This window comes from Desulfovibrio intestinivivus, from assembly GCF_053570665.1.
The window spans coordinates 2,274,246-2,300,242 of record NZ_JBRBQT010000001.1 but is presented as its reverse complement, the minus strand read 5'-3'; the positions used below and the strand labels follow the sequence as shown (position 1 = coordinate 2,300,242).

Below are 25,997 nucleotides of genomic sequence, written 5' to 3'. Positions count from 1 at the left end.
TCTGGAGCCACCACGTCATGCATGCTGAAACGGCAGCGGCAGCCGCCACCCCACGTCATCCAGCCATGAATCGCGCGCCTTACGGGCCGCTGCGCGGTATTCTGGCTGCGCTCAGGGCTGGCGTGTGCGCGGCGCTGCTGGCCGCCGTAACAGTTTCGCCCGCCCTGGGCGCGCCCCATGAGGTTCTGGGCCTGTGGGAGGATGCGCAGCAAAGCGAATCTCTCCCGCCCTTTACCCACGTAAACCCGGACGCGCCCAAGGGCGGGAGGCTCCGCCTGAGCGCCATTGGCACATTCGATAGCTTCAACCCCTTCAGCCCTCGTGGCGTCAGCGCGGCGCAGCTTGGCCTGACATACGAAACGCTTGGCGTAAGCCAGCGCGGCACGGAGGAGTTCATCATGCGCGGGCTGCTGGCCGAAAGCTTTGACCTCTCGCCAGACCGCACAACCCTGCGTGTGCGCCTGCGCCCGCAGGCCAGGTTTTCTGACGGCACCCCTGTTACAGCGCAGGATGTGGCCTTTACATTCACCGCACTCATCAAGCAGGCCTCGCCCGTCTACCGCTCCTATTACGAGCAGGTGCAAGGCGTGGAAATTGCTGGTGAACATGAGGTGATCTTCAAGCTTGCCTCCGGCACCAACCGCGAACTGCCGCTCATTGTCTGCCAGATGCCCGTGCTGCCCGCCCACTGGTGGCAAGGCCGCAATCTGGGCGACCCGCAGACGGACATCATGCCCGGCAGCGGCCCCTACCGCCTCACAGGCAGCGTTATGGGCTCACGCCTCATTTACGAGCGCCGTAAAGACTGGTGGGGGCAAAACCTGCCCGTCAATCAGGGCCGCTACAATTTTGATACGGTTCAGGTGGATTATTACCGTGATGTTTCCGTTGCGCGCGAGGCCTTTTTTGCCGGAGAAGCGGATTTTTACAGCGAAAGCAATATCAAGGACTGGACCAATGCCTACAATGTGCCCGCCGTGCGGGATGGACGCATTACCCGGCAGCTTCAGGAGTATGCCAGCCCCATGGGCATGGGCGGCATTTTCCTGAACACCCGCCGCCCGGCACTGGCGGACAGGCGCGTGCGCCAGGCGCTGAGCCTGCTGTTTGACTTTGACTGGATGAACAGCGCCTTCTTTTACAATGCCTACACGCGTTACAGCAGTTTTTTCACTGGCTCCCCCTTTGCGGCGCAGCCCCTGCCCTCCGCCGGGGAGCTTGAGCTCATGGAGCGCTGGCGCGACAGGCTTGATCCCGCAGTTTTCGGCCCTCTGCCCGTGCAGCCCGCTGGCGGGCGCGATACCGAACGTCAAAGGATGCGCGCCGCCCTGCATCTGCTGGAAGAAGCCGGCTGGCGCATACAAAACAGCGAGATGCTCAACGCTCAGGGCCAGCCCCTCAGCCTGACAATCCTGACCAGTTCGCCCTCCATGCAGCGCGTGTACACGCCCTTTCGCAATACGCTCAAAAGGTTGGGCATCACGCTCAACGTGCGGCTGGTGGATCAGACCCAGTACGTCAGCCGTGTACGGGCATTCGACTTTGACCTTATTCAGGCCACGGTGCGGCAGTCGTCCAATCCCGGCAACGAGCAGCGCAACTACTGGTCTTCAACGGCTGCCGGGGCGCGCGGCTCGCGCAATTATGCGGGCATACGCGATGCCGTGATCGACACGCTGGTGGACGAACTGGTGGCGGCCCCCACCCGCGAGGATCTGCACACCCGCGCCGCACTGCTGGACAGGCTGCTGCAACACGGCTGCTACGTTATCCCCGCATGGTACAGCGGCAGCATGCGCATTGCATGGTGGAAAGACCGCATCACCCCGCCAGCAGAGCAAGGCAATGAAGGTGTGGACATCATGGCGTGGCATGTCCCGGCAACCGGGGCTACGCCGCCCGCGCAGGCTGTGCCCGCCACCGTTGTGCAAACCGACAGGGAGGCGCGCTGATGCTGCGTTACACTCTTCGCCGTCTGTTGCTTATCTTCCCCACACTGCTGGGCATTCTGACCATCAACTTTTTTATTGTGCAGACTGCGCCCGGCGGGCCTGTGGAGCAGTTCATCGCCATGCTGGAAGGCAGCGGCAGCGCCTATATGGAACGGGTGGGCAGCGCCGGAGCCGACCTGCCCGCCGCAGGCATGGCAGATACTGCTGAAAGCGCCTATTCCGGCGCGCGCGGGCTTAACCCGCAAACGCTGGACGCCATCCGCAAGCTCTACGGTTTCGACAAGCCCATTCTCACCCGGTATGGGGAAATGCTGCGCGACTTTGCCACGTTTGATTTCGGCAAAAGCCTGTTCAAGGCAGACAGCGTAGCCGGGCTGCTTGTAAACGCCTTGCCTGTTTCCATCAGCATCGGCGTGTGGAGCACCCTGCTCATTTACCTTGTGTCCATACCCGTAGGCATAGCCCGGGCCGTACGCCGGGGCAGCACCTTTGACTTCGCCACCGGGGCCGTCATGGTGGCGGCCAGCGCCATCCCCGGTTTTCTGTTTGCCGTGCTGCTGATCGTGCTGTTTGCGGGCGGCTCCTACTGGCAGATATTCCCGCTGCGGGGCCTGCACACTCTGGGTTACGAGAGCCTGCCCTTCTGGCGGCAGGTGCTGGACTACCTGCACCACATGGCCCTGCCCGTACTTTCCATGACCATCGGCGGTTTTGCCGGGCTCACCATGCTGACCCGCAATTCCTTTCTGGACGAGCTGAGCAAGCAGTATGTTGAAACAGCGCGCGCCAAGGGCCTGAATGAAAGAACCGTGCTGTACGGGCATGTGTTCCGCAACGCCATGCTGATCATCATTGCCGGGCTGCCCGGCGCGTTTGTGCGCATGTTTTTTGCCGGATCATTGCTGATAGAAACCATATTCTCGCTCAACGGGCTGGGGCTGCTGGGATTTGAGGCCGCCATGCAGCGGGATTATCCCGTCATGTTCGCCACGCTCTATATTTTCACGCTCATCGGCCTTGTGACGTCCATCATTGGAGATCTGACCATGACAAAGGTTGATCCCCGCATCGATTTCAGCGGGAGGAGCAAGGCATGAACCCCATCACACGCCGCAGATGGCAGACGTTCCGCAGCAACCGCCGGGCATTAGTCAGCCTGTGCCTGTTCTGCCTGTGCTTTGCCGCCAGCCTGTGCTCCGAGTTTCTGGCCAATGACCGCCCCCTAGTGGTGAGCTATGAAAACCGGCTCTACTTTCCCATGTTTCACACTCTGGACGAGCGCGTCTTTGGGGGCGACCTGCCCATTGCCGCCGATTTTGCAGACCCATTCATCCAGACCGCCATCGCGGAGCGTGGCTGGGCCTTGTGGCCCCCGGTGCGCTATTCTTTCAACACCATTTCGCGGCAGGAGGGCACGACCTTTCCCGCGCCGCCAGGGCACGGCAACTGGCTGGGCACGGACGATCAGGGGCGGGACATTCTGGCGCGGCTGCTTTATGGGTTCCGCATTTCCGTACTGTTCGGTCTGTGCCTCTCTTTTTTCGGCTGCGCCGTGGGCATGACCGCAGGGGTTGCCCAGGGCTATTACGGCGGGCTGCCAGACCTGCTGTTTCAGCGCTTCATGGAGGTGTGGGGCGGGATTCCCGTGCTGTATCTTATCATCATCATTTCCAGCGTCATGACCATGGGATTCTGGGCGCTGCTTGCCCTCATGCTGGCCTTCAGCTGGATGCGCGTGGTGGGCGTGGTGCGGGCCGAGAGCCTGCGGGCGCGCAACATGGAATACGTGCGGGCGGCCCGTGCGCTGGGCGTGCCGGATAAAAGCATAATGCTGCGCCATGTGCTGCCCAACGCCGTTGTGGCCCTGATTTCCATTCTGCCCTTTTTGGTCAATGCCTCCATCGTCACCCTGACATCGCTGGACTTTCTGGGTTTTGGGCTGCCGCCGGAATACCCCTCGCTGGGCGAACTGGTGGTGCAGGGCAAGAACAACCTCTTTGCCCCGTGGATAGGCCTTGCCGCCTTTTTTACCCTTGCGGGCATGCTGACCTGCCTCGTTTTTATTGGCGAGGGCCTGCGCGATGCCTTTGACCCCGGCGTATTTTTGAGCGGCGGCGCGGCAGACGCGGAAACCCCGCAAAACACATGGAGGGAGCAGGCATGAGCCTTCTTGACGTTCAAAACCTGCATGTGGCCTTTGCCAGAGCTGATGCCAAAACCGGGAGGGGAATCTCCGACCCGGCAGCCCTTGGCACAGCCAGGGGCACGGCTATGCGCACAGTGGTGCGCGATGTTTCGTTCAGTGTGGAAAAGGGCCAGTGCGTTGCCCTTGTGGGCGAGAGCGGCGCGGGCAAAACCCTCACCTCCCGTTCCATCGTGCGTCTGCTCCCCGGCGGGGCGCACGTAACGCAGGGGCGCATTCTGTTTAAAGACGAGGACGTGCTCAGCCTGCCGGATAAGGCCGTCATGGCCCTGCGCGGACGCAAAATCGGCATGGTTTTTCAGGATCCGCTGGCAGCGCTCAATCCCCTGCACCGCGTGGGCGATCAGGTGGCCGAATGCCTGCGCGCGCACGAAAGCCTGAGTGAGGAGCAGGTGCGCTCGCGGGTGCTGGATCTCTTTGACCTTGTGCGGCTCGACCAAGCTGTGGAACGTTACAGGGCATACCCGCACCAGCTTTCCGGCGGACAAAGGCAGCGCATCATGCTTGCGCTGGCCGTGGCCAACAAGCCCGACCTGCTCATTGCAGACGAACCCACAACCGCTCTGGACGCCACCGTGCAACAGGCTATTCTGGAGCTTTTGCGCGACATGCGCGCGGAACTGGGCATGAGCCTGCTGCTTGTGAGCCATGATCTGGGCATGGTGCGGCGATTTGCGGATACGATTCACGTGATGCGCCACGGCGAAATTGTGGAGTCCTCCTCCTCGCTCTTTGCAGACCCGCAACACGAATACACCCGCGCCCTGCTCCACACAGGCAGCCGTCAGTGGGCCGAGGATGTTCCCCGGCATGGCGGCAGCCCCATTCTGGAGGCGCAAGGTCTGAGCGTGGATTTTTGCCGCCCGAAAACGCGGCTTTTCCAGCGGACGCAGCTGCCCTTTACCGCGCTGGACAACGTGAACTTTGCCCTGCATCAGGGCGAATGCCTGGGTATTGTGGGCGAGAGCGGATCAGGAAAATCAAGCATGGCCCTGGCCGTGCTGCGGCTTGTGGCAAGCCGTGGCGGAATCCGTCTTATGGGCAAAGAAATCCAGAATCTGACCCATGCGCAAATGGCCCCCCTGCGCGCCAGCATTCAGGTGGTGTTTCAAAACCCCTATCTTTCGCTCAATCCGCGCATGTGCGTGCATGACCTCATTCAAGAAGGCCTGCGCGTGCACGCCCCACGAGCGCAGGACAGGCCGCAGCGCGTTCTTGAGGCGCTGCGGGATGTGGGACTTTCTCCGGCATATGCCAGCCGTTTTCCGCACGAACTTTCCGGCGGTGAACGCCAGCGCGTAGCCATTGCGCGCGCCCTTGTGCTGCGCCCCCGCGTACTGCTGCTGGACGAACCCACCTCATCACTGGACAGGGCGCTGCAATTCCAGATTATTGAGTTGCTGCGTGGTTTGCAGCAGCGCTTTGGCATGTCGCTGATCTTTATCAGCCATGATCTCACGCTGGTAAAGGGCTTTTGCCAGCGGGTGCTTGTGCTGGACAAGGGCAAATGCGTGGAACAGGGGCCAGTGCGGGAGGTTTTTTGCCAGCCGCAGTCAGCCAAATTGCGCGAGCTGCTCAAGGCTTCCGCCCAGAGCAAAGAGCAACATCTGCCCGCCGCTGGCCCTGTGGCGGCGCGCTCCACCCTGCGGCGCATCAATCCGCAAAAACTGGGCGCTGCTTCTGCCGCATCCCGCGAAACGCACAAAAGAGGCCTGCTGTTCTCGCTGGGCGTACACGTAGGGCTGTTTATATGCCTGTGGGGCATCCCTTTGCAGGCCTCTGGCGGCGGCGAATCGTCCATGCGGGTTTCCCTTGTGGGCATGGGCATGGGCACTGCCACGCAAGGCGCAAGCCATGCCTCGGTCACCAACGGCACTGATCCCAACGCCACAGCCAGGGAGGAGCGCAACGCTCCGGTTGAGGAAAAAGAACAGCCCAAGGACAAAAAAACACCGCAGGCCGAGCAGCCAGTTGAACAGCCGGATCTGATACTCAAAAAAAAGTGCGAGCCAAAGCGCCCGCCCAAAAAGGAGCATCAGCAAAAACGGCCCACGGCCAAAACAGAAGACCGCCCCCCCATGGAAACACCGCCGCCCTCGCTGGGCAGTGATACCCGGCAGGGGCCGGATGCCGAATCCGCTGGCAGCGCCGCCGAAGCTCAGGGCAGCGGCAGAAACGATGGAGGTCAGGGCGGCGGCAGCGGCGGCGGGCTTGGCATGCATCAGGGGCGTGGCCAGGGCGCTGGCTCGGTATACGGCTTCAACCAGTGGGATCAGTCACCTGTTGCCATCCACCGGGTCAAGCCCAACTACCCGCCTGCGGCTAAGCGTATTGGCAAGGAAGCCACCGTCATTGTGCGCGCCGTCATTGACGCCCAGGGCAAGGTGGTGCGCGCCGTGGTTCTGCCAGGCAAGGAAACGCAGCACTTCAAGGAAGAAACCCTTGAAGCCGTGCAGCGCTGGCGCTTTGCCCCAGGCAAGGTGGGCGGCAAGCCTGTGATGTGCGTGGTGGAATTTCCGGTCGACTTCAGCATCAACAGGTAACATGCTCAACATTATACTGTTTTGCTTGAATTTATCCTGTCAGGTTGACAAAGCTTGCGGAGCGTACTACCACACAATAGCTTTGAATTTCAATTTCATATTCTTTGGGGGGATATAATGGATTCCATGATTCAGGCGGTGTTGCAGGCAACATTTGTTTCCAAGTGCGTGCTGGCGCTGCTCTTGTGCATGTCTGTGGCAAGCTGGGCCTATATGTGCAGCAAATGGATGTTGCTGCGCACAGCCCAGCAGCGCACGCAGGCGGGGCTGGCGGCGTTTGACGAGGCCGGGGAGCTGAGTCGGGCGCTGCCCGTGCTGGCAAATGACAAGCACTCCCCCCTTTTTGGCATTGCACGCCGCGCCATTCGCGAATTCAACCGTATTTCCCGCACGGGCGATGTTGACCGTCTGTTGAACGACAATGTACGCAGGGCCCTGCACTTTGCCGTTGCGGAAGAACTCGCCGTTCTCAAATCATCCCTGGCCCTGCTTGCCACCGCAGCCAACACGGCCCCCTTTATTGGCCTATTCGGCACGGTGTGGGGCATCATGCATTCCTTCACCGCCATTGCCCAAATGAAGAGCGTTTCGCTGGCAACTGTCGCGCCCGGCATTGCCGAGGCGCTCATCGCCACCGCTGTCGGCCTGTTTGTGGCCATACCCGCCGTGTGTGGTTACAACGTGTTCCGCGCCAAACTGGCCCATATTGAGGGCGTATGCATCAACTTTGCAGGGCAGATGCTCAACCGCCTGCAACACGAAGCGCCGCAACACGCTGACGGCATAGCCTTTTCAGAGGAGCGCTAGTCATGGCCGCATCTTCCGCCGACGACGATTTTGTTGCCGATATCAACGTCACGCCCTTTGTGGATGTGATGCTGGTCTTGCTGATCATCTTTATGGTCACAGCCCCCATGATGACCGAAGGGCTTGATGTAGCCCTGCCCAAGGTGGAAACCTCCGAAGTGCTGCCCACGGATGACGACCACGTTATCCTGACGGTCAAAAATGGCGGAGCGCTGTTTCTCAACGAGCAGGAAACAGACATGGACAATCTTCCGGATGCCCTGAGCGCGCGGGTAAAGGACAGCGGGCGGCAGCTCTTTGTTCGGGCCGACAAGGATGTTCCCTACGGCATGGTCATGAGCGTGATGGACAAGGTACGCGGCGCTGGCATCAAGGACGTGGGCCTTGTGACCACCTCCGCGCCGGATGATGGAGCTGAAGATAAAGGCAAATAATCAGCGGTCAGATCACTTGCTGCCCACATAGCGGATAGCCGCGATATTCCCGCACAGACTACCCCCACAGCAATCCTCCACGGGCTTTACCGGGGGCAAGGTCTCCCCCGCCCTGCCCGCCACACACGGCCTTTCACAGACATCCACAACCATCCTCTGCAATCCTCTGTCATCCCCTGCCCTGCCATAAAAAATAAGGGGCCTGTTCTTGCCCGGCAATAGGCAAAGAACAGGCCCGGTACTGCCGGATTTACATCCGGCGCGTGTCCGTGGGGGAGGAGCTACTTCCAGCTGGGAATGGGCAGCTGAACCTGCTTGAGGAACTTGTCGGTATTGATCTGGGCGTCCTTGAACTTCTTGATTTCAGCAGGCGAGAAGCGCTTGATGCTGCCAAAGAAGTCGGCCACAGAATTCTGCCACTTGTCGGCCTGCGATTCACCCTTGGATCTGTCGAGCAGAGCCATGGTTTCTTCGTAAGACCAGCGGGGGTGGATCTGGATGTCGAGCTTGGCTTCTTCGTCAGTCATGCGGATACCGGCGAATTCGTTCATGTACTGACGGTATTCCTTGATGATGCGGGGGCTGGGGCCTTCTTCGCGCAGCATGTTGGAACCGCGCAGGTACACGCGCAGGAACTTGGCAACCAGTTCGGGGTTTTCATCGCACCATTTTTTGTCGCCCACGAGCGAAGATACGGTGATGCAGTCCATGTCGGTCATGGTGCCGGCGCGCTGCCACTTGCGGGAATCAGCCACAAAGGTAAAGGGCGCCCACAGGCACACGGCATCGCCAATGCCCTTTTCAAAAGCAGGCACGGCTGAGGGCTGTTCCATGTTCACCAGAGTCACATCGGCTTCGGTAAGGCCAAGGATGCTCAGCCACTTGCCGATCATGTAGTGAACGGTGGTCTGGGAGGTGTACAGGATCTTCATGCCCTTGACGGTTTCAGGGCTGCCGTACACGTTGGGATACTTGGGGTTGTAGCCCTTGACCTTGGCGGCGGGGCTGTCGGGGCGCAGGTAAAGCACGTGCACTTCGCCTTCGCTGATGATGGGGGCCACGGAGTAGATATTATAACGGATGCCGCCGATCAGCTGACCGCCAACGCCCGTGGAACCGAGCACCCATTCCTTGGCGGGCAGGGCTTCCATCTGGGCAGGGCCGCTGTTGAACAGCAGCATCTTGATGTCCAGGCCTTCTTCCTTGTCCCAACCCATTTTCTTGGCGTACCAGATGTTGAAGCCCGGGGATTCGTCCATCCAGCAGGTGGAAATTTCAACGGGCTTGTCGGCTGCCAGAGTGGCGACGGGGCCGCCGCAGATGACAGCGCCCATGCAAAGCAGAAGCGCGACCAGAAGCAGTTTTCTCATGCATGACTCCTAATTGGTTAGTGGACAGATCCGCTTTTGACGAAAAACCTTTCAACTGCTTGAACCTTCAAACAAACCACTTGAGCAACCTCGGCAAGTGCATACAGGTTTGCCGAGAAATCCATGCTCTCGCATGCGCGGCAAGGGCCGCACCGCTGGCAGGCGCACCCAAGTGCGGCGCGGCCCTTGCTGCTGTGCGCAGTACTAGAGCGTGAGCTTCTGTTCTTCCGTAATTCTGGCCCGCAGTTCGAGGAACGCGGGATCCATGGTGTCGCGCGGGCGCGGCAGGGGCACATCATACGAAGTGTGCACATGCCCCGGCAGCTTGTCTTCCATGGTGACGATGCGGTCGGCGAGGAACAGGGCTTCATCAATGTTGTTGGTCACAAAAATCATGGTGCGCTTGTCCATGTGCCAGATGCGCTCGGTTTCCTGCTCCATGAAAAAGCGGGTCTGGGCGTCAAGCTGACCAAAGGGTTCATCAAGCAGCAGCACCTCGGGGTTGAGAGCATAGGCGCGGGCAATGCCCACACGCTGCTTCATGCCGCCCGAAAGCTGGTGAGGATAGTAATCCTCAAAGCCTTGCAGACCGACCATGCCAAGATAGTGATTTGAGATCTCACGAACCTTCGCAGGCTCAAGCCCGCGCACCTCAAGGCCAATTTCCACGTTCTGGCGCACGGTCTTCCACGGAAAGAGCTTGTAGCTCTGAAACACCAGGCCGATCTGCGGGCCGGGGGCCACAATCTGCTTGCCGTCCAGATAGGCCGCGCCGGATGAAGGCGCTTCAAGCCCGGCGAGGATGCGCAGCAAGGTTGTCTTGCCGCACTGCCCCGGCCCGAGGATGACCAGAAACTCCTGATCGCGCACCTCAAGGGAGATGTTTTCCAGAACCGGAACCACCTGGGTTCCCTTCTGGATGAAGGTTTTGCTTATATTGTCACAGACAATTTTTGGCTGCGTGTCTTTCACGTTCAGCTCCTTGGCTCTCTAAAGATTCTCGATTTCACGCTGCCAGGGGCACAGCTTGCGGGTCAGCAGATCCATCCCCAGGGTGAACACCAGCGAAACGGCGGTAATAATGAGCATGCCGCCGATAATCATGCCGGGGTCGGACAGTTTCATACCCTGCACAATGATGTAGCCAAGGCCGGAACGGGAATTCACAAGCTCCGCAGCCACAACGCACGTCCAGGCGCTGGACATGGCGATCTGCAAACCAGCCGTAATGGCGGGCAGTGCGCCAGGAATGCACACAAGGCGGATTTCGTCCCAGCGCTTGCCGCCGATGATGCGCACCACATCGAAAAATTCGGGTTCGATGAGTTGCAGGCAGCTGTAAGAGTTGAGCACCACCGGCACAAAGGAGCCAATGACGATGATAAAAATCTTGGGCGCTTCGCCAATGCCGAACCACAGGATGGCCACAGAAATCCAGGCCAGGGGCGGCATGGGCTTGAACATGTCGAAAATGGGCTTCACAACGGCGCGGAATGTTTCGTTGAAAGCCATGAACAGACCCAGCGGGATGCCAAAGCCAGCGGCAATCAAAAAGCCGATGATAACGCGGCGCGTGCTGATCCACAGATGTTCGAGCAGGCCAAGGCCGGAAAGCTTGTTGACGCTCAGGTCGTGCAGGCTTTCCACCACCTGAAAGGGCGTGGCCAGGGCGCTGCTGTACCCGAACACGTTGGACGTGGCAGCCCACTGCCACAGGCCGAAAAAGCTCACCAGCGAAACGATGTACAAGAAGTATTCGCTCTTGAGGGCACGTATCAGCGAAAACTCGTATTTTTTCGTGTTCTTGATGGTTTCATTGCAGACGCTCTGGGTCTGCCCGTTGGACGCCGAGGAAGACTGCATGGCGCTATCTCCTGATGCCGGCCAGCAGCCGGGATTCGATCTTGTCAATGATGAAACCGATGATTGCGCCAGCTATACCCACGCTCACCATGCCCACCATCACAAGGTCGGTACGGCCAAGCATGCGGCCGATGGTGATGAGGTAGCCAAGGCCCTTGTCTGCGGCCAGCAGTTCAGCGGCAACCAGGGTCACCCAGCAGTAGGCCAGGGCGATCTGCAATGCGCCAAACACCATGGGCAGCGCGGAAGGAACGCAGATGGAGGTAAATATCTGCCAGTCGGAAGCGCCATAGGTTCTGGCCATCTGGATATGCACAGGGTTGGTCATGCGCACGCCGGTGTATGTATTGATGACGCACGGCACGATGCCCGAAAGCCAGATGATAAAAACCTTGCCGGGCAGACCGATGCCGAACCAGAAAATGGTCAACGGAATCCAGGCAACCGGCGGAATGGGCCGGATGATTTCAAATATGGGGCGCACAAGGCCGCGCACCGTGGTGAACCAGCCCATTGCAAGACCCAGGGGCAGGCCCACAATCAGGGCCAGCACGTAGCCCAAAAAGGCTTCCTGCATACTTGTCCAGGCATGCTCCAGCAACACTGCGCCGTCAGGTGCGGGATTGGTGAGCTTGTCGAACATGAGGCTCAGAATGTCATACGGCGAGCTGAGCAGCGTACCGGGAATGCGCCAGTCGTTGCTGTCAGCCGGGCCAACGCACAGCTGCCACACGCCAAGAAAAATACAAACGCTCAGAACCGGCAGGATGCGAAGCCGCATGGGCTTGCGGTAGGTTACTTTTTCATTGCATTGCATAAGCTGTCCCTTTTTCCTACCACCAGCGGATGAGGTCTGTGACCTGGCGGCGAAGTTCGACAAAACGCGGATCCCTGAAATCCCTCGGGCGCGGCAGGTCAACAACCACTTCCGCCCTCACCTTGGTGGGCTTGGGGCTCAGCACCAGGATGCGGTCAGCCACATACACGGCTTCTTCAATGTTGTGCGTAACAAAAAGCACGGTGCTCTTGAGGGTCTGCCACAGCTTCACAAGCTCGTCTTCAAGATAGAAGCGCAGCTTCACGTCAAGCTGGCCGTAGGGTTCATCCATGAGCAGCAGATCAGGGTTCACGGCAAAGGCGCGCGCCACGGCGATACGCTGCATCATGCTGGCCGAAACCTGGTTGGGATACAGCTTGGCCGTATCTTCCAGACCCACCATCTCCAGGATCATATCAAGGCGTTCCCTGAGCTGCTTGGGCGGAACCTTTTTTATGCGCATGCCATAGGCCACGTTTTCTTCCACGGTAAGCCACGGCAAAGCCGTTGGTTCCTGAAACACAAAGGCCAGGTTATGCTTGCGCGGATTTGCCACTTCACCATCAATGTAGATGTTGCCGGAGGTGGTTTCCGTAAGTTTGGACATGCAGTTGAGAAAGGTTGTCTTGCCGCATCCCGTAGGCCCGACTATGCAAACCAGCTCTCCGCGCTTGATGGTAAAGTTGACCTTATCCAGAACGGTAAGATCCCCATACATTTTCGTTAGATCCCTGACTGCTATTTTAGCGTCGGAACAGGCACAGTCATCGGTTTGCTGCACGGCTGCACTCCTTGGTGAGAGTTGTTAAATGTCCCGGTCTGCCGTCCGGGTGCTCAAAAGAAGCCAAACGCCCCTGAAAGCTGCCAATGGGCTGCCGGGATAGTTGCGCGTGCTTCGAAATTCTTTGTGAGTCATTTTGCATAATATATACCATTTTTCACAACTCCTGCAAAAAACCGCTTATCGTCAGCTATTGCAGGATATTTTTTACTCAACATGCCCTTGTTGCGGCACTGATTGCGACACGAACGCGCATTTTGCGACACATGTGACGCACCCGCCATTGACGCGCATATTTGGGGCTTGCGCGGGCCGCTGTACCCGATTTTTCCAGGCCACGCTAGGGAATAAAAGAACAACCCCTGCCGGGATGCCCTCGTCCCCCCATCTCTCCGCACAAGGGAGGCGACAATTACGTCGCACTTTCCTCCACAGGGGATGGTTTGATCTTTCCGGTTTTGATCGGGCTTGCCGTTTTGCGCGGCCTGCCCTGCGTTAGAGATTGCGCAAAACCCGCTGCCTGCCATCAGGGGTGATTCCGTACGCAACGCCCTGATCGGATTCATTGCAAACGATCACAATACCCACACCCTTGAGGGCTTGCAGCTGGGCTTCAATGTTCGCCGCATTGATCTGCCTTTCGCCCGCATATTCTGGTTCCAGGGCCGCGCACACATCACAGGCAGTGCGGGGCGCGCCGTCCAGCAGCAACCTGCCAACAGCCAGCCGCAAAGGCAGTCGAATACGCATCACAGCCCCTCCTGCGCTTGGCGCAAGGCTGTTCCGCCCTTGCTCTGCATGACAACCAGCACAATGCCCGCAACTATCACCACCGCGCCCGCCACAAGATTACGGGTAACGGTAACGTTGGTAAAAAGGGCGCTGAATAGTATGCCCCAGAGGGCATAGGTCACGTTCAGGGCCATGGCCCGGCATACGCCGGTCATGTTCATGGCCGTGTACCAGCAGCGGTATGAAATACAGCCCACCAGGCCAGCGGCTATGCAAAAGGGCAAACCGGGGCTGGCAAGGGCCTGCATCAGCAGACCAACTGCGTCCAGACCGGGCCGGGTGCGCTCCAGCAGCACAAAGGCCGCAGGCACGATCACCAGCACATACAGCAGGCTGGAAACGATCTGATAGACGTTCAGGGCCACAACAGGCTCGATAAAATCCATGCCCGCCGTAACGCACACGCCTTCCGATGCCCAGCCAAAGGCGGCCAGAAAGGCGAACCCCAACCCCAGATAAAAGGCCTGACCTCCCACGCCGCCCTGCGGCGCGGACCAGCCCACGGTAAACGCGCCCGCCACGCAAAGCGTAAGGCCGCACATGGCCCTTGCGGAAATGCGCTCTTTCAGAAAAAAGCGCGCCAGCACCGCCGCAATTGCCGGATACAGGGTGGAAATGGGCAAGGCATAGGCTGGCCCTGCCAGCGAAATGCCCATCAGGTACCCCCCCATGCCGAGGGGAGCGCCCATAAAAGCGCCCATTATACAAAACTTGCCGGGCTTGCTGCAAAAGGTGCGGAACACCTCCCGCCCTTTGCCCTGGGCCACATTGAGGACAAGAGAAAGACAGGCCGCGCTGATGTCGTGACAGCCTGCGGCAAACAGGGGGGCCAACAACCAGAATTCAGGTATGCTGAACGGCTCTTTCACCAGCCCCTGCTTCAGAATAGGGCCATCAAGACTGAAAATTACCCCTGTCAGCGCAGCGAGAAAAAGCCCCTTGCGTACGTATGCCGCATCCCGCGCAGAGGTGCTGCACGCGCCCCTGTCGCTTTTCGGGCCGTTGCCGGAAGGGCCTTTCACCGTTTTGCCCTTTAGCCCTTGCGCAAAAGGTTGAGGTAGGCGGCGCTGTCGGCCAGAGCTGTTGCCTCGGCAGGGTCGTCCATACGGATGCGCAGCATCCAGCCTTCGTTGTAGGGCTTGGCATTGACGAGGGTGGGCGTGCTTTCCAGCGTTTCATTCACTTCAAGCACTGACCCGGCAACAGGCATGAACAGGGCGTTGACGGACTTCAGCGATTCAACGGTGCCGAATTCCTGACCGTTTTTGTATGTTGCACCCACGGCGGGCAGATCAACAAAAGCGATCTCGCCAAGCTGATCCTGGGCAAAGTCGCTGATACCTACGGTGGCGGTTTCGCCTTCCACGCACAGCCACACGTGTTCGTCGGTATAGCGCAGGTTTTCGGGCAAAGCCAATTGGTCAAGATCTTTCATGATACTACTCCTCTTCCATACGCAGGGCAGCGTCGCCAATGGCTTCGGCCAGCGTGGGGTGGGCGTGAATGGTGGTGGCTATGTCGTTGATGGAAGCGCCCATGCGCAAAGCCAGAGTTGTTTCGGCAATAAGGTCGGTGGCGTGCGCGCCAGCCATGTGCGCGCCCAGCAGGGTGCCGTCGCTGGCATCCGCCACCAGCTTGCAGAAGCCGGGCAGCGCGCCCATAGCCTGAGCCTTGCCAAGTTCGCGCACCTGCACAACCGAGGTTTTGACCTCATAGCCCGCATCGCGCGCCTGCTGCTCGCTCATACCCACGCAGCCGATTTCCGGCGAGGTGAAGATGGCCGAAGGTACAAAACGGTAATCCATGGGAGAGCCCTTGCCGCCGGTCAGGCAGTCGTTAACGGCGCAAAGAGCCTCGGCGGCCGCCACATGGGCCAGCATGACGCGCGCAGGGCCAAGGGCATCGCCAATGGCATACACGCCGGGCAGGGATGTGCGCATGTATTCATCAGCGCGTATCCAGCCGCGTTCGTCCGTGGCAACACCGGCTTCCTTGAGGCCAAGCCCGGCGGTCATGGAGGCGCGGCCCACAGAAACAAGCACCATCTCGGCGCTGATGGGGCGTTCGGGCCTCGCGGGCGCGCCGCTCACAAAGGGCGATGGCGCAAGTACGCCGCTGACGCCGTTTTCATCCACGCGCACATGGGTGAGCGTTTGCCCGAGTTCGCAGGCAATGCGGCGCTTTTTCATCTCGCGCTGGAGCAAGGTGCTGATGTCGGCATCCACCGAAGGCAGGGGCAATATCCTGTCCTGCCCTTCAATCACTGTGACAACGGAGCCAAAAGCCCTATAGATGCAGGCCAGCTCGCAGCCAATGACGCCGCCACCCACAATGATGATGGAGGCAGGCACATGCGTGAGCTTGAGAGCATCGTCGCTGGTGAGAATGCGTTTGTGGTCGGCTGTCAGGCCCGGCAGGTTCACAGGATGCGAACCCGTTGCCAGTATGACGTAATCCGCTGACAGGCTGGAGCTTGCGCCGTTGCCGGTCACCTCCACCGCGCCGCCGCAAAGCAGGCGCCCCTTGCCGCGCACCAGGGTTACGCCCAGGGCGGCGCAGGTCTTTTCAAGGCCCGAACGCAGGGTGGCGCAAACGCGCTCCTTGCGCTCGTAGACGGCCTGCGGGTCAATGCTGACGCCGCCTTCAATCTTGACGCCGAACTGCACCGCCTGCTGGGCAATCTCCAGCGCTTCCGCAGACGACTTGATAGTCTTGGTGGGTATGCAACCATTGTTGAGGCAGGTGCCGCCAAGTTCGGCGCACTCCACGAGGGTCACGGCCATTCCGGCCTTGGCGGCCGCAAAAGCCGCCGTGTAACCGCCAGGGCCGCCGCCCACAACGATCATGCTTTTTTTCTGGTCGGACATGCGGGCTCCTAATCTTCGTCGTCGGCGAGCCTGAGGTTGTACTTCACGGGGAAGGCGGCCTCCAGCGAACCCGTGACCAGGCAGCCTTGACGCATGATCTTTTCCACACGGTCAAAAATGAATTCGTACTCTTCATCCAGATGCACGGTAACATCGATATCAATGCCCGTTACCCTGCCCCGGCCCAGATCATCGGTGCCTGTGTGCAACGTGGCCTTGGCCTCGATTTTGTCGTACTTGGCATTGCGCGTATCCAGGGCCTTGTCCAAAGCGGCGCAATAGCAGTACAGGGCAGAGGCGGCCAGGAGCTTTTTGGCCGTGCCGGAACGTTCTTCGGGCGGAATCTTTTCACCGTCTATGGTGAGCACGCCAAAGGCGCCGCTCTCCATATCCAGATCCACCTTGCCGCCGCGGCGGCAGAGAGAAACACTGAGTTCATGTGACATTTCAAAGCCTCCAGGCTGAAAAAACGCAAGAGCACTCTGCCCCCGCGCGATTTGGCCTGCCTATTGCACTAATAGTGCCATCAGATTGCCCTTGGCTTCACAACGCCATCCGCGCTTGTGTTTTATGGCACATGCCGCTAGTATCCCGGCCCGGAAGCGACATTTGTGTCGCGACAAACGACATTTTTTGCAAGGTTGCCGCCACATGCTTTCATCGCCCCCAGTTCCCCCCATTAATGTGGAAAAAAGCTATCGCCGCCTGCTCAATCACCTGCCCGGCATGGCCTATCGGTGCCGCGTTCTCAATATCGACGCGCCGGAAAGTGATTATCTTCAGTATGAACTGGAGTTTGTAAGCCGTGGCAGCTACGAGTTGCTGGGGGTGCCAGCCGAAGACATGGTGCTTGACCACCACAACACCATTGAACTGATGACCCACCCCGATGACCTCGGCCCCAGCCGCAAAGCCATCCGCGACAGTATTGTCGCCCATGAGCCATATCAGGTCATGTACCGGCTTTTACTGCCGTCTGGGCGCGTCAAATGGCTGTGGGATCAGGGGGAGGGAGTGTACGATGATTCGGGCGTTCTGCGGTATCTCGAAGGCCTGATCATGGACGTGAGCGAGCAGAAATTTCAGGAAATGGCCCTGCGCGAAGAAAATCGAGAGCTGCGAACCTCTGTTATCAATCTTTACGGCCTTGGCAACATTGTGGGCAAAAGCGAGCCCATGCGCCGCGTATACAGCCAGATTCTCAAGGCGGCGGAAACAGATTCAAACGTCATCATTTACGGTGAAACCGGCTGCGGCAAAGACCTTGCCGCCAAGAGCATTCATGAATACAGCGGGCGCAAGGGCCGTTATGTGCCGGTAAACTGCGGCGCAATCCCCGAGCAACTGCTGGAGAGTGAATTTTTCGGGCACGTGAAGGGGGCGTTTTCCGGCGCGCATGCCAATAAAGAGGGCTACATAGGCGCGGCCAACGGCGGCACGCTGTTTCTGGACGAAATAGGCGAACTGCCCTTGCATCTACAGGTCAAGCTGCTCAGAGCCATTGAAAACAAGATGTATACCCCCGTGGGCGGCAATACGCCCAAGGAGTCATCCTTCCGCCTTATTGCGGCAACCAACCAGGATCTTGCAAAAATGGTGCGCGAAAAAACCATGCGCTCCGATTTTTATTACCGGGTCAACGTGCTTTCCATCACCCTGCCGCCCCTGCGCGAACGTCACGGCGACATTGCCCTATTGGTGGAGGCATGGCTTGAAAAGCGCGGCCTGAACCTTATTCTGCCGCCCCATGTGCGACTGGCCGTGGAGCAGTACGACTGGCCCGGAAACGTGCGTGAGCTGCACAACTTTCTTGACCGTTACCTTGCCTTTGGCGACGAGGCGCTTCTCTCGCTGGGGGACGCCGGACGAGCCGACCTGCTGCTCAACACGCCCCAGGGCATCAGCCTTGATCAGGCCGTGCTGCAACTTGAAGAACGAATGATCCGGCAGGCGCTTGAAAAGTGCCGCTGGCACAGGGGCAAAGCAGCGGAAGAGCTGGGGCTGAACCTGCGCACCCTGCAACGCAAAATGCGCAGAATGTCCGGGGGGAGTGAAAAGCTGCAAGGTTAGAAATTGATTTTCGCAATTCCCTGTAGTTATTTTATCTTATCCCGCATGCCTGTTATGAACGGCGTGCGGTTTTTTTATGCATACTGACAGGATCAAGGCCAAAACAAAGACATAATTCCTCAGAAATCATATGGTTTTTATCAAGCAGCATACAATAGTCGTTGTCCACCCAGGACTCAATGTCCGAAATTCCATCGCGGTCAACGGCTTTCCAGCCCACGCCGCCCTCATCTGGATCATCCCATTCCCGCACATATTTCAAGAAAAATGTCAGTATTTTCAGGCTCGGGCTGAAATGGACTTTGACACAAGAACATACTGCCCACACTGACAGTTCCTTGCGTGAGGTCTTGTACAATACAAGATGCAACACAACTGGCTTGTTTAACTCACTGCGGGGATTTTCAAAACCTTTAAGATTATCAAGTTGCACTCTTAATCCACCTGCGGATAGATTCACAATATGTACAGCAGAACATATATTGTCACCCAAAAATCCAGAACGCGTCTCATTCATATCATTCACAGATTTAGGCAACTGCTTGTTGCAAATCCACAGAGAACTTTTTTTGAGCATCAGAGGCGTGAGACCTACGCGCTCATGTCGCTGCAGATCACGCTGCACATATGTTTTAGGCATGGAAACTTCAACAATGCATTGCTTTGATTCAGTATCTATATGATTTGCGATGATCCGTGTTTTAAAAATGAAACCATGCCTGATTGCAGGATATGAAATTCCTAGATATTTTTCAGCTATTGCATGAGGTACTTTTACATACAGACTACAGCGCTCTCCTTTAAGAATATCAGGCAAAAAACGCTTGTTTGCTTTGAGCAATATTTTTTGTGGTGAAATATACAGAACATCGCAGGCAACATTTTCAAGCTGGCGTTGTCTGTCTACAAAAAAGAGCCGCAATAACAAATAGTCCCTTTGTGCGACCACAAAGATTTTACCGGGCTGAACGGATCGAAACCGGAGCGATGCCCTCCATAGCGCGTCAACAATTGTTCTGAGAAACTTCATGCATTCCCCCAATTGTCAAACTGAATTTATAATCGCGACCTCCCTGCATTCAAATCTGACAGAAATTCGCAGGGTGTTCAGCCTAACGCAGCTCTTCGCGCCACTTTTAATGAAACAAATACTTTCCCATTTATTATTTACAGATGCACCGTTAATAACAAATGCTGACTATTATCAAAAAAAGCAACAGCCATAATTTAAAAAGCACTTCTGATTACTTCATTTTAATGATTTCAAATTTATCAGAGAATAACAAGTACACAGGCAACAATGCAGCACAAAATACAAATAGTGACGCCACAACAAGTCGTTATGACAACACAATAATGCTAACTATTGCCACATATATAGCTATATTTTAATTATCACATAAAAAAAATCACAATCAACAGTTATCGCAAATTTTTATCAACAGCAAAGCTGCGTTAAACAGGTTTGAGTTGCCCGCATACCGATAAAACAACAGCCTGCGAAGACTGAACATAAAGCTCAATCTCCGCAGGCGTTTGGAGGAAGGTATGGGTCGGAACCGCAGCACGGCTGCGGTTCCAGATAACCGCGCAAGCCATGCCCCCACACGGCAGGCGCGGTCACAGCGGCAAGAAAATTAGGCGCAGTCGTGCTTGTCCCAGGGTTCACGGTTATCACGCTGAATAACCGATTCCATGCGCACCAGGGCTTCTTTGAGCTTTCTGATTTCATCAAGCTTGAGGTTGGGATTTTTCATTGCCTGATAAATGATACCCCCGGTGCACTGGGCGCTGACGGGCAGATCCGCAATGGTGGCAATGGTAACGGCAATATCCTGCGCGTTAACGGCGCGGACAACGGCCCCGGCCTTGCTGTCCACAGCCAGACCGTAGAAGGCAACGCCGTCAGCGGCGGCAACCACCACCAGGGTGCGACGGTCAGCGGCTTCCAGAGCGGCTGTCAGAGCGGATTCATCACCTTGCACCACCAGCAGCGCGTCTTCCGCGCCTTCAAGGGCGGCAGCTTCAACCTTTTTGCCGCCAAGTTCCAGGGCCAGAGCTTCCAGACCGGCGCTGTCGGCATTAGCCAGCAGAACGGCCTTTTTCTTCAGCTTGTCCAGCGCTTCGGATGCGCCGCTGAGCGCAACGGAAGGCAGCATCAGGAGAATCGCTTTCTTTTCAGCCATGATCTTATCCTTGTCGTCTGCCCCGCTGATGCGGGGCTTTGTGTTTTATCGCGCCGGTGCAAAAGCCGCGCCCTTGCCCCGGCATGGTGAATTAATCAACCAGATTGGGGTTTTCCATGATCTGGTAAATGGGCGCGCCTTCGGCGTCGGCGGGCACAGGATTGCCCGTAATGTAGCAGAAGGTGGGCACGATGTCGGCCAGCCAGCGCGGACGGGTATAGCGGTAGCCCTTGCGGATGTTGGGGCCGCGGAACATGAGCAGGTTCTTGAGGCTGCCGCAGCCGGATTCGCCGGTGGGCAGGCCGTAACCGTGTTCGGCCATGTATTCGGGTTTGAGCACGTACACCACATCGCCAGCCTGCGCGCCGCCCATGCCAAACACGTGAGCGTCTTCCTTGCGCACGGCAAGCAGCACGGGGCGGTCGCCCGTGTCGGGATGCTTGTAGTCCAGCAGGGCGTTGATGATGCGGTCGCGCACGTTTTCGTAGTCTTCCTGCTCAACAATACCGCCGGGGTAACGGCCCTTCAGGTTCACGTACACGAACATGTAGCGCTGCGGCACGGCAAGCGACTTGCTCACATCAAGCACGTAATTGAAGCCTTCGGTTTCCTCGTAAATATCCCAGTAGTTTTCAGACTTTTTGGGTTCGTAAGAGCACAGACCCGCTTCCTTGAGGGCGTGGGCCGTGTTGAGGATGGGGCCGAGGGGCGTTGCGCCGTGGTCGGAGCATACGCACATGACGGTTTCATCGCCCATGATGTCCATGAGGCGGCCAAGCAGACGGTCTTCCACTTCGTAGATGTAGCGTTCCATCTTTTCGGCCTTGGTGCGAACCGCATCGTCCGTGCTGTCCAGCTCGCTGAGCCAGCCGTGGTAGAACCAGTCAATGGGGTGGGAGTGCATGTAGAAGAGATCCCAGTCCGCATTAGCCTTGATAAGCGACTCAATGGTGTTCCAGAGCCATGCACTGTGAAAGTCCACCAGTTCGCACACGGTGTCGGTATCAATAATGCCGTGCAGATAGGCGACCAGACCAATATCGTTGGCCGTGATGTGCTTGCTGAAGTCAATCTGAGCGGCGGCTTCAGCCGGAGCGATAAAACCGCAACGGCCAGCAATGCCGGAAATATACAGTTTGAATTCTTCAGCATCGTCAGAAAGCTGCATGAGCTTGGCGCGGAACACGCCTTTTTCGGTGCGGCCATCGGCCTTCACGGTAAAGTCGTGCTGGGCGGGTTCGCTCCACTGGCCAAGCTGGATGGTAAAGAAGGCCTTGGCGTAGTCCTTTTCAGGGCAAAGGGCCATGCGGTCATAGCCTTCATCGCCGCTCTGCCACACAAGGCAGTGCCAGGTCTGGTCTTCCAGGGGTTCGATGGCTTCCTTGAAGTGCATACGCACGTTCATTTCAAGGGGTTCTTCGCCTTCCGGCAGGTTGGCCCAGCTTTCGGCATCATCAAAGGTGCCCTGGGAACCCATGGGATAGAAATCTGTGGAGATAACGCTTTCAGAGCACAAATATTCCTTGTGCTCATTGCCATGCAGGGGCCAGCGCGTTTCGGCGGGGCTGAGGCCCTCGCCCATGATCATGACGCCGTGCTGCATTTTGGACGGCCAGGACATGGGGTAGTTGACCACGAGGCACTTCTTGCCAGCTTTGTCCCACGCGTCCCAGATGGTCTCTGCGGTCAGGATGGTGGAGCCAAAAGCCTGCGAGGTTTCCTTGTAATCAAGGCTGCGGCCTTCATGGTAGTAATAGTAGTCTTCCACGCCGTGGGTGCGGGGCCATGCGCCCGTGCAGATAGTGGCCCAGGACGGCGGAGTGACCGTAGGCAGATTGAAACCTTCGGGAATGTAGCTGCCCTCCTGCATGAACTTTCTGAAGTTATCGAGCCCCCCCTGAGCGAGCATTACTTCAAGCCTTTTAGGAATAAGGCAGTCGTAACCTATAAGGGCGGCGCGCTTTGCTTTTGCAGCCATGATTAAAACTCCTTCGTAGTACCGACGGGCACTGTTGTGATATTAACGCGCCCCTCCTTTCAATTTACATGCCAAATGATTCACAACATCCCCTGCCCTTTTGCTATCCCCGCCAGACCTCACTTTTTCCCAATACGTTCTTTGCGGAACATGCCGCGCCGTCCAAATTAGCGACAAATATGTCGTGTTTTTCAATCAAAACAGATATCATACTTAATTTATTAAATTTTTATGAAAAATTTTTTTGTCGCAACATACGACAACTCTGCCGCGTATTTACCCCATTCACAAGCAATATAGCAAAAAAGTAAATCATTTCAGCATGGTGAAATTTGGCACACAGGATGCAAACATGCAACAAACCTGTTCCCGACCAAACACCTTGTGAGGCGTCCTTGGCTGCACCCATGCCTGTTGCTGCTTTCCGCAGCTCCCTCTTTGCACAAAAGCACCTGCACGGCATTGCGCCCTGCGGCGGCCGCTTTGCGCAAAGCGCCGCACCGTCCCCTTGCATCCCTTACATCCCCTGCACCAGACCAGCCGGGCCAGGCCTCGCCCGACTGGATCGGATACGCTTCCCTTGAGCGCGGACAATTTCGCCCGCGCTCTCTTATGGATCAGGCTGTAGCAAATGGATAACGTTTAACTTGGGAGGTACTATGTCTTTGAAACGGAAAACCATTCTTTCCGCAGCAGCTCTTGCGCTTACATTGGGGTTGGCGTTTGGGCAGTCTGCCGAAGCGGTGGATTTCAAGGCACGGGGCATCTGGTCGATGGGCTTTGGCGTGGGCGATTCCAGCCTGACCAAGGACGTGACGACCAATGGGGCAAAACAGAAAGCCAACAACTCTGACCAGTTTGTTTCGCGTCAGCGCGTTCTGCTCTTCCTTGACGCCATTGCTTCTGAAAACCTGATGGGCAGCGTGCAGTTCAAGCTTGGCCCGCAGGATTGGGGCAGATCCGGTCAGGGTTCCGCCCTTGGTGCGGACGGCACCCTGGTGCGCGTGACCCAGGCCAACATGCAGTGGTCGGTTCCGCAGACCGATCTGAAGTTCAAGATGGGCTTGCAGTATCTGGCCCTGCCCAACGCCGCTGGCGGCTCTGCGGTGTTTGACACCCAGGCTGCCGCTGTGGTTGGCAACTATGCCTTCAACAAAAACGTGGGCCTCACCGCCCTGTGGATGCGCCCCTTCAACGACAACTATCAGGGCGGCACCTACAACAACGTGATCAGCAACGACAAGGCCAGTTATCTTGATAACATGGACCTGTTTGCCCTGAGCATGCCCCTGACCTTTGACGGCATCAGCATCACCCCCTGGGTCATGCCCGGCATGATGGGCCGCAACACTGGCAAGTTTGGCGCGTTCACCAACTACGGTCTGGGCGATGGTTCCCCCGCCACCACCCTGTACCCCTATCTGAACAAGATCGGCGCAGGCCACGGCCTTAACGTGACCGGCGTGACCAATGCCTCCAAGGAATACGGCACCGTGTTCTGGGCTGGCCTGCCTGTTAAGATTACGGCTCTGGAACCCTGGAACATTGAATTCGACACCAACTACGGCTTTGTCGAACAGATGGGCAGCTTCAACGTGATGCGCCGCAACAACGCCAATGATGTGGTGCACGGCAGCACCCAGCGCCAGGGCTGGCTGGCCAAGGCCCTTGTGGAATACAAGCTCGACTGGGGCGTGCCCGGCGTGTTCGGCTGGTACGCTTCCGGCGATGACGGCAACGTCAAGAACGGTTCCGAGCGCCTGCCTTCCGTATGTGCTTACGGCAACTTCACGTCCTTCATGGGCGATGGCAACCTCGGCTGGAGCCCCAACGTCAACTTCATGGACAAGTCCCTGTCCTACGCGGGCACCTGGGGCTTTGGCGCGCAGATCCGCGACGTCAGCTTCCTCGACAAACTCACCCACACCTTCCGCGTGGCCTACTGGGGCGGCACCAACAGCCCCGCAATGGTCAAGTACATGGACCATGCCAATGCGTGGGATTCCACGTCCAACATGTTTGACGGCCCTTACATGACCACCAACGATGGTCTGCTGGAATTCAACGTGATTTCTTCCTACAAGATTTACGACAATCTTGAGATGAACGTTGAACTGGGCTACGTGGCCAACTACATGGACAGCAGCACCTGGAACAAGAGCTACCAGAACTTCGGCTCCTACTCCAAGCAGGACGCCTGGAAGGGTCAGGTGGTCTTCCAGTACAAGTTCTAAAGATCCGGCGGTTCCTTCCTCCGGTACAGGCCTGCTGCCGACCACGCATACTGGTCGGCGGCAGGCCCATTTTTATGCCCAGTGCTGTAAATAGTGCGCAAAAAGGCCGTTGCCCGGACTCTCCAGGCAACGGCCTTCACTTTTGCCGGGCTGTGCCAAACACCGCCCGGCGGCAACGTGCCGCTTAAACGAATGTGTCGTTGGGGCGGCGCACCCGCACCAGGACCTCGGTCACAAAAAGCGCTTCATTGTTGGTTGTCCAGTAATCGGTGACATACCGTTCAAAGGCATCAGGGGCATGCACATAGCTGCTGGATGCACACCAGCGTTGCAGCTTGCGGTAGGTGTCGTTGATGTTTTCATAAGGGCCAATGTGATAACAGCTCGCCATGAGCACGCCCCCAAGCGTCTGCATCAGCTCCGGCTTACATGGGCGCATGGGGCGCTGCAAAACCTGTATGGGCTGCTCCACCTTTTTCAACCTCTCTTCTACCGAAGAAAAATGAACAATGACCGGCCCGGCGATGTTATTATCCAGTGATTCAACATAATTGGTGAATCCCATATTGATGATGGTGGACTTGATGTCCAGAGAGAACACCTCGTCATGGAACAGCAGATTCTGCGGCGGAACATATTTGACCGATACCTGCCGCAGATCGTTATCCAGCACCATTTCCGCCTCGTGCAGCAGCTCAAGCCAGTCATGGATGGAGGCCGAGCGCAAACGCAGCACGTCTTCCTCCTGCCGCAGGTCTTGCATCTTGGTAGTAAACATCTCGCGCAGTGCCCTCAGCGAGGCGTTGCTGTCCGCATCAAAGGCCGCGCGGATTTCTTCAAGCCGGAATCCCATCTGCTTGTAATATTTGAGAGGCGGCACGGAGAGCACATCTTCATGCGTGTAATAGCGATAATTGTTGGCCCCGCGCAAGCGTGGCGTGATGAGGCCCAGTTTGTCGTAAAAACGCAGGGCCTTTTTTGAAATATTCGAAGTCTCGCTCATCTCGCTTATGGTGTAGCGCTGAGAATTCATGAAGCTCTCCTGAATGTGCGGTGTCCGGCTTGGGGCGTACCCTCCTTGGATAGTGCAAAAGTCGTTC

The 25,997-nt window shown here is 57.5% G+C and carries 22 protein-coding genes; 8 read left to right on the top strand and 14 right to left on the bottom strand.

Features of this window, described 5'->3' with window-relative positions; all coding sequences use genetic code 11:
- The first annotated feature begins 17 nt into the window (after positions 1-17).
- From ACUZ9P_RS09980 to tolR, 6 genes are all read left to right on the top strand, one after another.
- Positions 18-1,952, top strand: coding sequence for an extracellular solute-binding protein (locus ACUZ9P_RS09980; RefSeq protein WP_449249579.1), 1,935 nt, complete (start codon positions 18-20; stop codon positions 1,950-1,952).
- A complete protein-coding gene (locus tag ACUZ9P_RS09975) occupies positions 1,952-3,049 on the top strand; it encodes a microcin C ABC transporter permease YejB (RefSeq protein ID WP_298992615.1) in 1,098 nt (365 codons plus the stop codon). Before ACUZ9P_RS09980 ends, ACUZ9P_RS09975 begins: the two co-directional genes overlap by 1 nt.
- Positions 3,046-4,116 (top strand): ABC transporter permease, encoded by a 1,071-nt coding sequence (locus ACUZ9P_RS09970; protein WP_449249578.1) that lies wholly within the window; start codon positions 3,046-3,048, stop codon positions 4,114-4,116. Before ACUZ9P_RS09975 ends, ACUZ9P_RS09970 begins: the two co-directional genes overlap by 4 nt.
- Entirely contained in the window at positions 4,113-6,698 is a 2,586-nt protein-coding gene (locus tag ACUZ9P_RS09965) for a dipeptide ABC transporter ATP-binding protein (RefSeq protein ID WP_449249577.1), read from the top strand. The genes ACUZ9P_RS09970 and ACUZ9P_RS09965 overlap by 4 nt, the downstream gene beginning before the upstream one ends.
- Before the next feature lie 117 nt (positions 6,699-6,815).
- Positions 6,816-7,505: a MotA/TolQ/ExbB proton channel family protein gene (locus tag ACUZ9P_RS09960; RefSeq protein ID WP_449249576.1), complete on the top strand. Its 690-nt coding sequence runs from the start codon at positions 6,816-6,818 to the stop codon at positions 7,503-7,505.
- A gap of 2 nt (positions 7,506-7,507) precedes the next feature.
- Positions 7,508-7,939 (top strand): protein TolR, encoded by a 432-nt coding sequence (gene tolR, locus ACUZ9P_RS09955; RefSeq protein ID WP_449249575.1) that lies wholly within the window; start codon positions 7,508-7,510, stop codon positions 7,937-7,939.
- Positions 7,940-8,220: 281 nt separating this feature from the next.
- Here the strand turns inward: tolR and ACUZ9P_RS09950 are convergent, their stop codons facing one another.
- The 10 genes from ACUZ9P_RS09950 to ACUZ9P_RS09905 form a co-directional block, all read right to left on the bottom strand.
- Positions 8,221-9,309, bottom strand: coding sequence for an ABC transporter substrate-binding protein (locus tag ACUZ9P_RS09950; RefSeq protein ID WP_291442389.1), 1,089 nt, complete (start codon positions 9,307-9,309; stop codon positions 8,221-8,223).
- Positions 9,310-9,513: 204 nt separating this feature from the next.
- Positions 9,514-10,281 carry an ABC transporter ATP-binding protein gene (locus ACUZ9P_RS09945; RefSeq protein WP_449249574.1) on the bottom strand — a complete coding sequence of 256 codons (768 nt, stop codon included), beginning with the start codon at positions 10,279-10,281 and terminating at the stop codon, positions 9,514-9,516.
- A gap of 18 nt (positions 10,282-10,299) precedes the next feature.
- The gene (locus ACUZ9P_RS09940) at positions 10,300-11,172 is read right to left on the bottom strand and encodes an ABC transporter permease (RefSeq protein WP_022658551.1); all 873 of its coding nucleotides are present in this window, start codon (positions 11,170-11,172) and stop codon (positions 10,300-10,302) included.
- A gap of 4 nt (positions 11,173-11,176) precedes the next feature.
- Positions 11,177-11,989: an ABC transporter permease gene (locus tag ACUZ9P_RS09935; protein ID WP_449249573.1), complete on the bottom strand. Its 813-nt coding sequence runs from the start codon at positions 11,987-11,989 to the stop codon at positions 11,177-11,179.
- Positions 11,990-12,005: 16 nt separating this feature from the next.
- Entirely contained in the window at positions 12,006-12,707 is a 702-nt protein-coding gene (locus tag ACUZ9P_RS09930) for an ABC transporter ATP-binding protein (RefSeq protein ID WP_022658549.1), read from the bottom strand.
- 558 nt (positions 12,708-13,265) lie between these two features.
- Positions 13,266-13,523: a hypothetical protein gene (locus tag ACUZ9P_RS09925; protein WP_449249572.1), complete on the bottom strand. Its 258-nt coding sequence runs from the start codon at positions 13,521-13,523 to the stop codon at positions 13,266-13,268.
- Positions 13,520-14,584 (bottom strand): DMT family transporter, encoded by a 1,065-nt coding sequence (locus ACUZ9P_RS09920; RefSeq protein WP_449249571.1) that lies wholly within the window; start codon positions 14,582-14,584, stop codon positions 13,520-13,522. The genes ACUZ9P_RS09925 and ACUZ9P_RS09920 overlap by 4 nt, the downstream gene beginning before the upstream one ends.
- A gap of 11 nt (positions 14,585-14,595) precedes the next feature.
- Positions 14,596-14,997 carry a glycine cleavage system protein GcvH gene (gene gcvH, locus ACUZ9P_RS09915; protein ID WP_449249570.1) on the bottom strand — a complete coding sequence of 134 codons (402 nt, stop codon included), beginning with the start codon at positions 14,995-14,997 and terminating at the stop codon, positions 14,596-14,598.
- A 4-nt stretch (positions 14,998-15,001) separates the two neighbouring features.
- Entirely contained in the window at positions 15,002-16,429 is a 1,428-nt protein-coding gene (lpdA, locus tag ACUZ9P_RS09910; protein WP_449249569.1) for a dihydrolipoyl dehydrogenase, read from the bottom strand.
- Between the two features lie 8 nt (positions 16,430-16,437).
- Positions 16,438-16,875: an OsmC family protein gene (locus ACUZ9P_RS09905; protein ID WP_298992649.1), complete on the bottom strand. Its 438-nt coding sequence runs from the start codon at positions 16,873-16,875 to the stop codon at positions 16,438-16,440.
- Between the two features lie 205 nt (positions 16,876-17,080).
- Here ACUZ9P_RS09905 and ACUZ9P_RS09900 point away from each other — a divergent pair, with 205 nt between their 5' ends.
- A complete protein-coding gene (locus ACUZ9P_RS09900) occupies positions 17,081-18,499 on the top strand; it encodes a sigma-54 interaction domain-containing protein (RefSeq protein WP_449249568.1) in 1,419 nt (472 codons plus the stop codon).
- A gap of 52 nt (positions 18,500-18,551) precedes the next feature.
- Here ACUZ9P_RS09900 and ACUZ9P_RS09895 read toward each other — a convergent pair whose 3' ends face one another.
- From ACUZ9P_RS09895 to ACUZ9P_RS09885, 3 genes are all read right to left on the bottom strand, one after another.
- On the bottom strand, positions 18,552-19,529 hold the full coding sequence (locus ACUZ9P_RS09895; RefSeq protein ID WP_449249567.1) for a hypothetical protein: 978 nt from the start codon (positions 19,527-19,529) through the stop codon (positions 18,552-18,554).
- Between the two features lie 607 nt (positions 19,530-20,136).
- On the bottom strand, positions 20,137-20,685 hold the full coding sequence (locus tag ACUZ9P_RS09890; RefSeq protein WP_449249566.1) for a hypothetical protein: 549 nt from the start codon (positions 20,683-20,685) through the stop codon (positions 20,137-20,139).
- Between the two features lie 91 nt (positions 20,686-20,776).
- Positions 20,777-22,663, bottom strand: coding sequence for an alkaline phosphatase family protein (locus tag ACUZ9P_RS09885; protein WP_449249565.1), 1,887 nt, complete (start codon positions 22,661-22,663; stop codon positions 20,777-20,779).
- Positions 22,664-23,322: 659 nt separating this feature from the next.
- Here ACUZ9P_RS09885 and ACUZ9P_RS09880 point away from each other — a divergent pair.
- Positions 23,323-24,897 (top strand): outer membrane homotrimeric porin, encoded by a 1,575-nt coding sequence (locus tag ACUZ9P_RS09880; RefSeq protein ID WP_449249564.1) that lies wholly within the window; start codon positions 23,323-23,325, stop codon positions 24,895-24,897.
- Positions 24,898-25,081: 184 nt separating this feature from the next.
- Here ACUZ9P_RS09880 and ACUZ9P_RS09875 read toward each other — a convergent pair whose 3' ends face one another.
- Positions 25,082-25,930: a MerR family transcriptional regulator gene (locus ACUZ9P_RS09875; protein WP_298992667.1), complete on the bottom strand. Its 849-nt coding sequence runs from the start codon at positions 25,928-25,930 to the stop codon at positions 25,082-25,084.
- Positions 25,931-25,997: the final 67 nt, after the last annotated feature.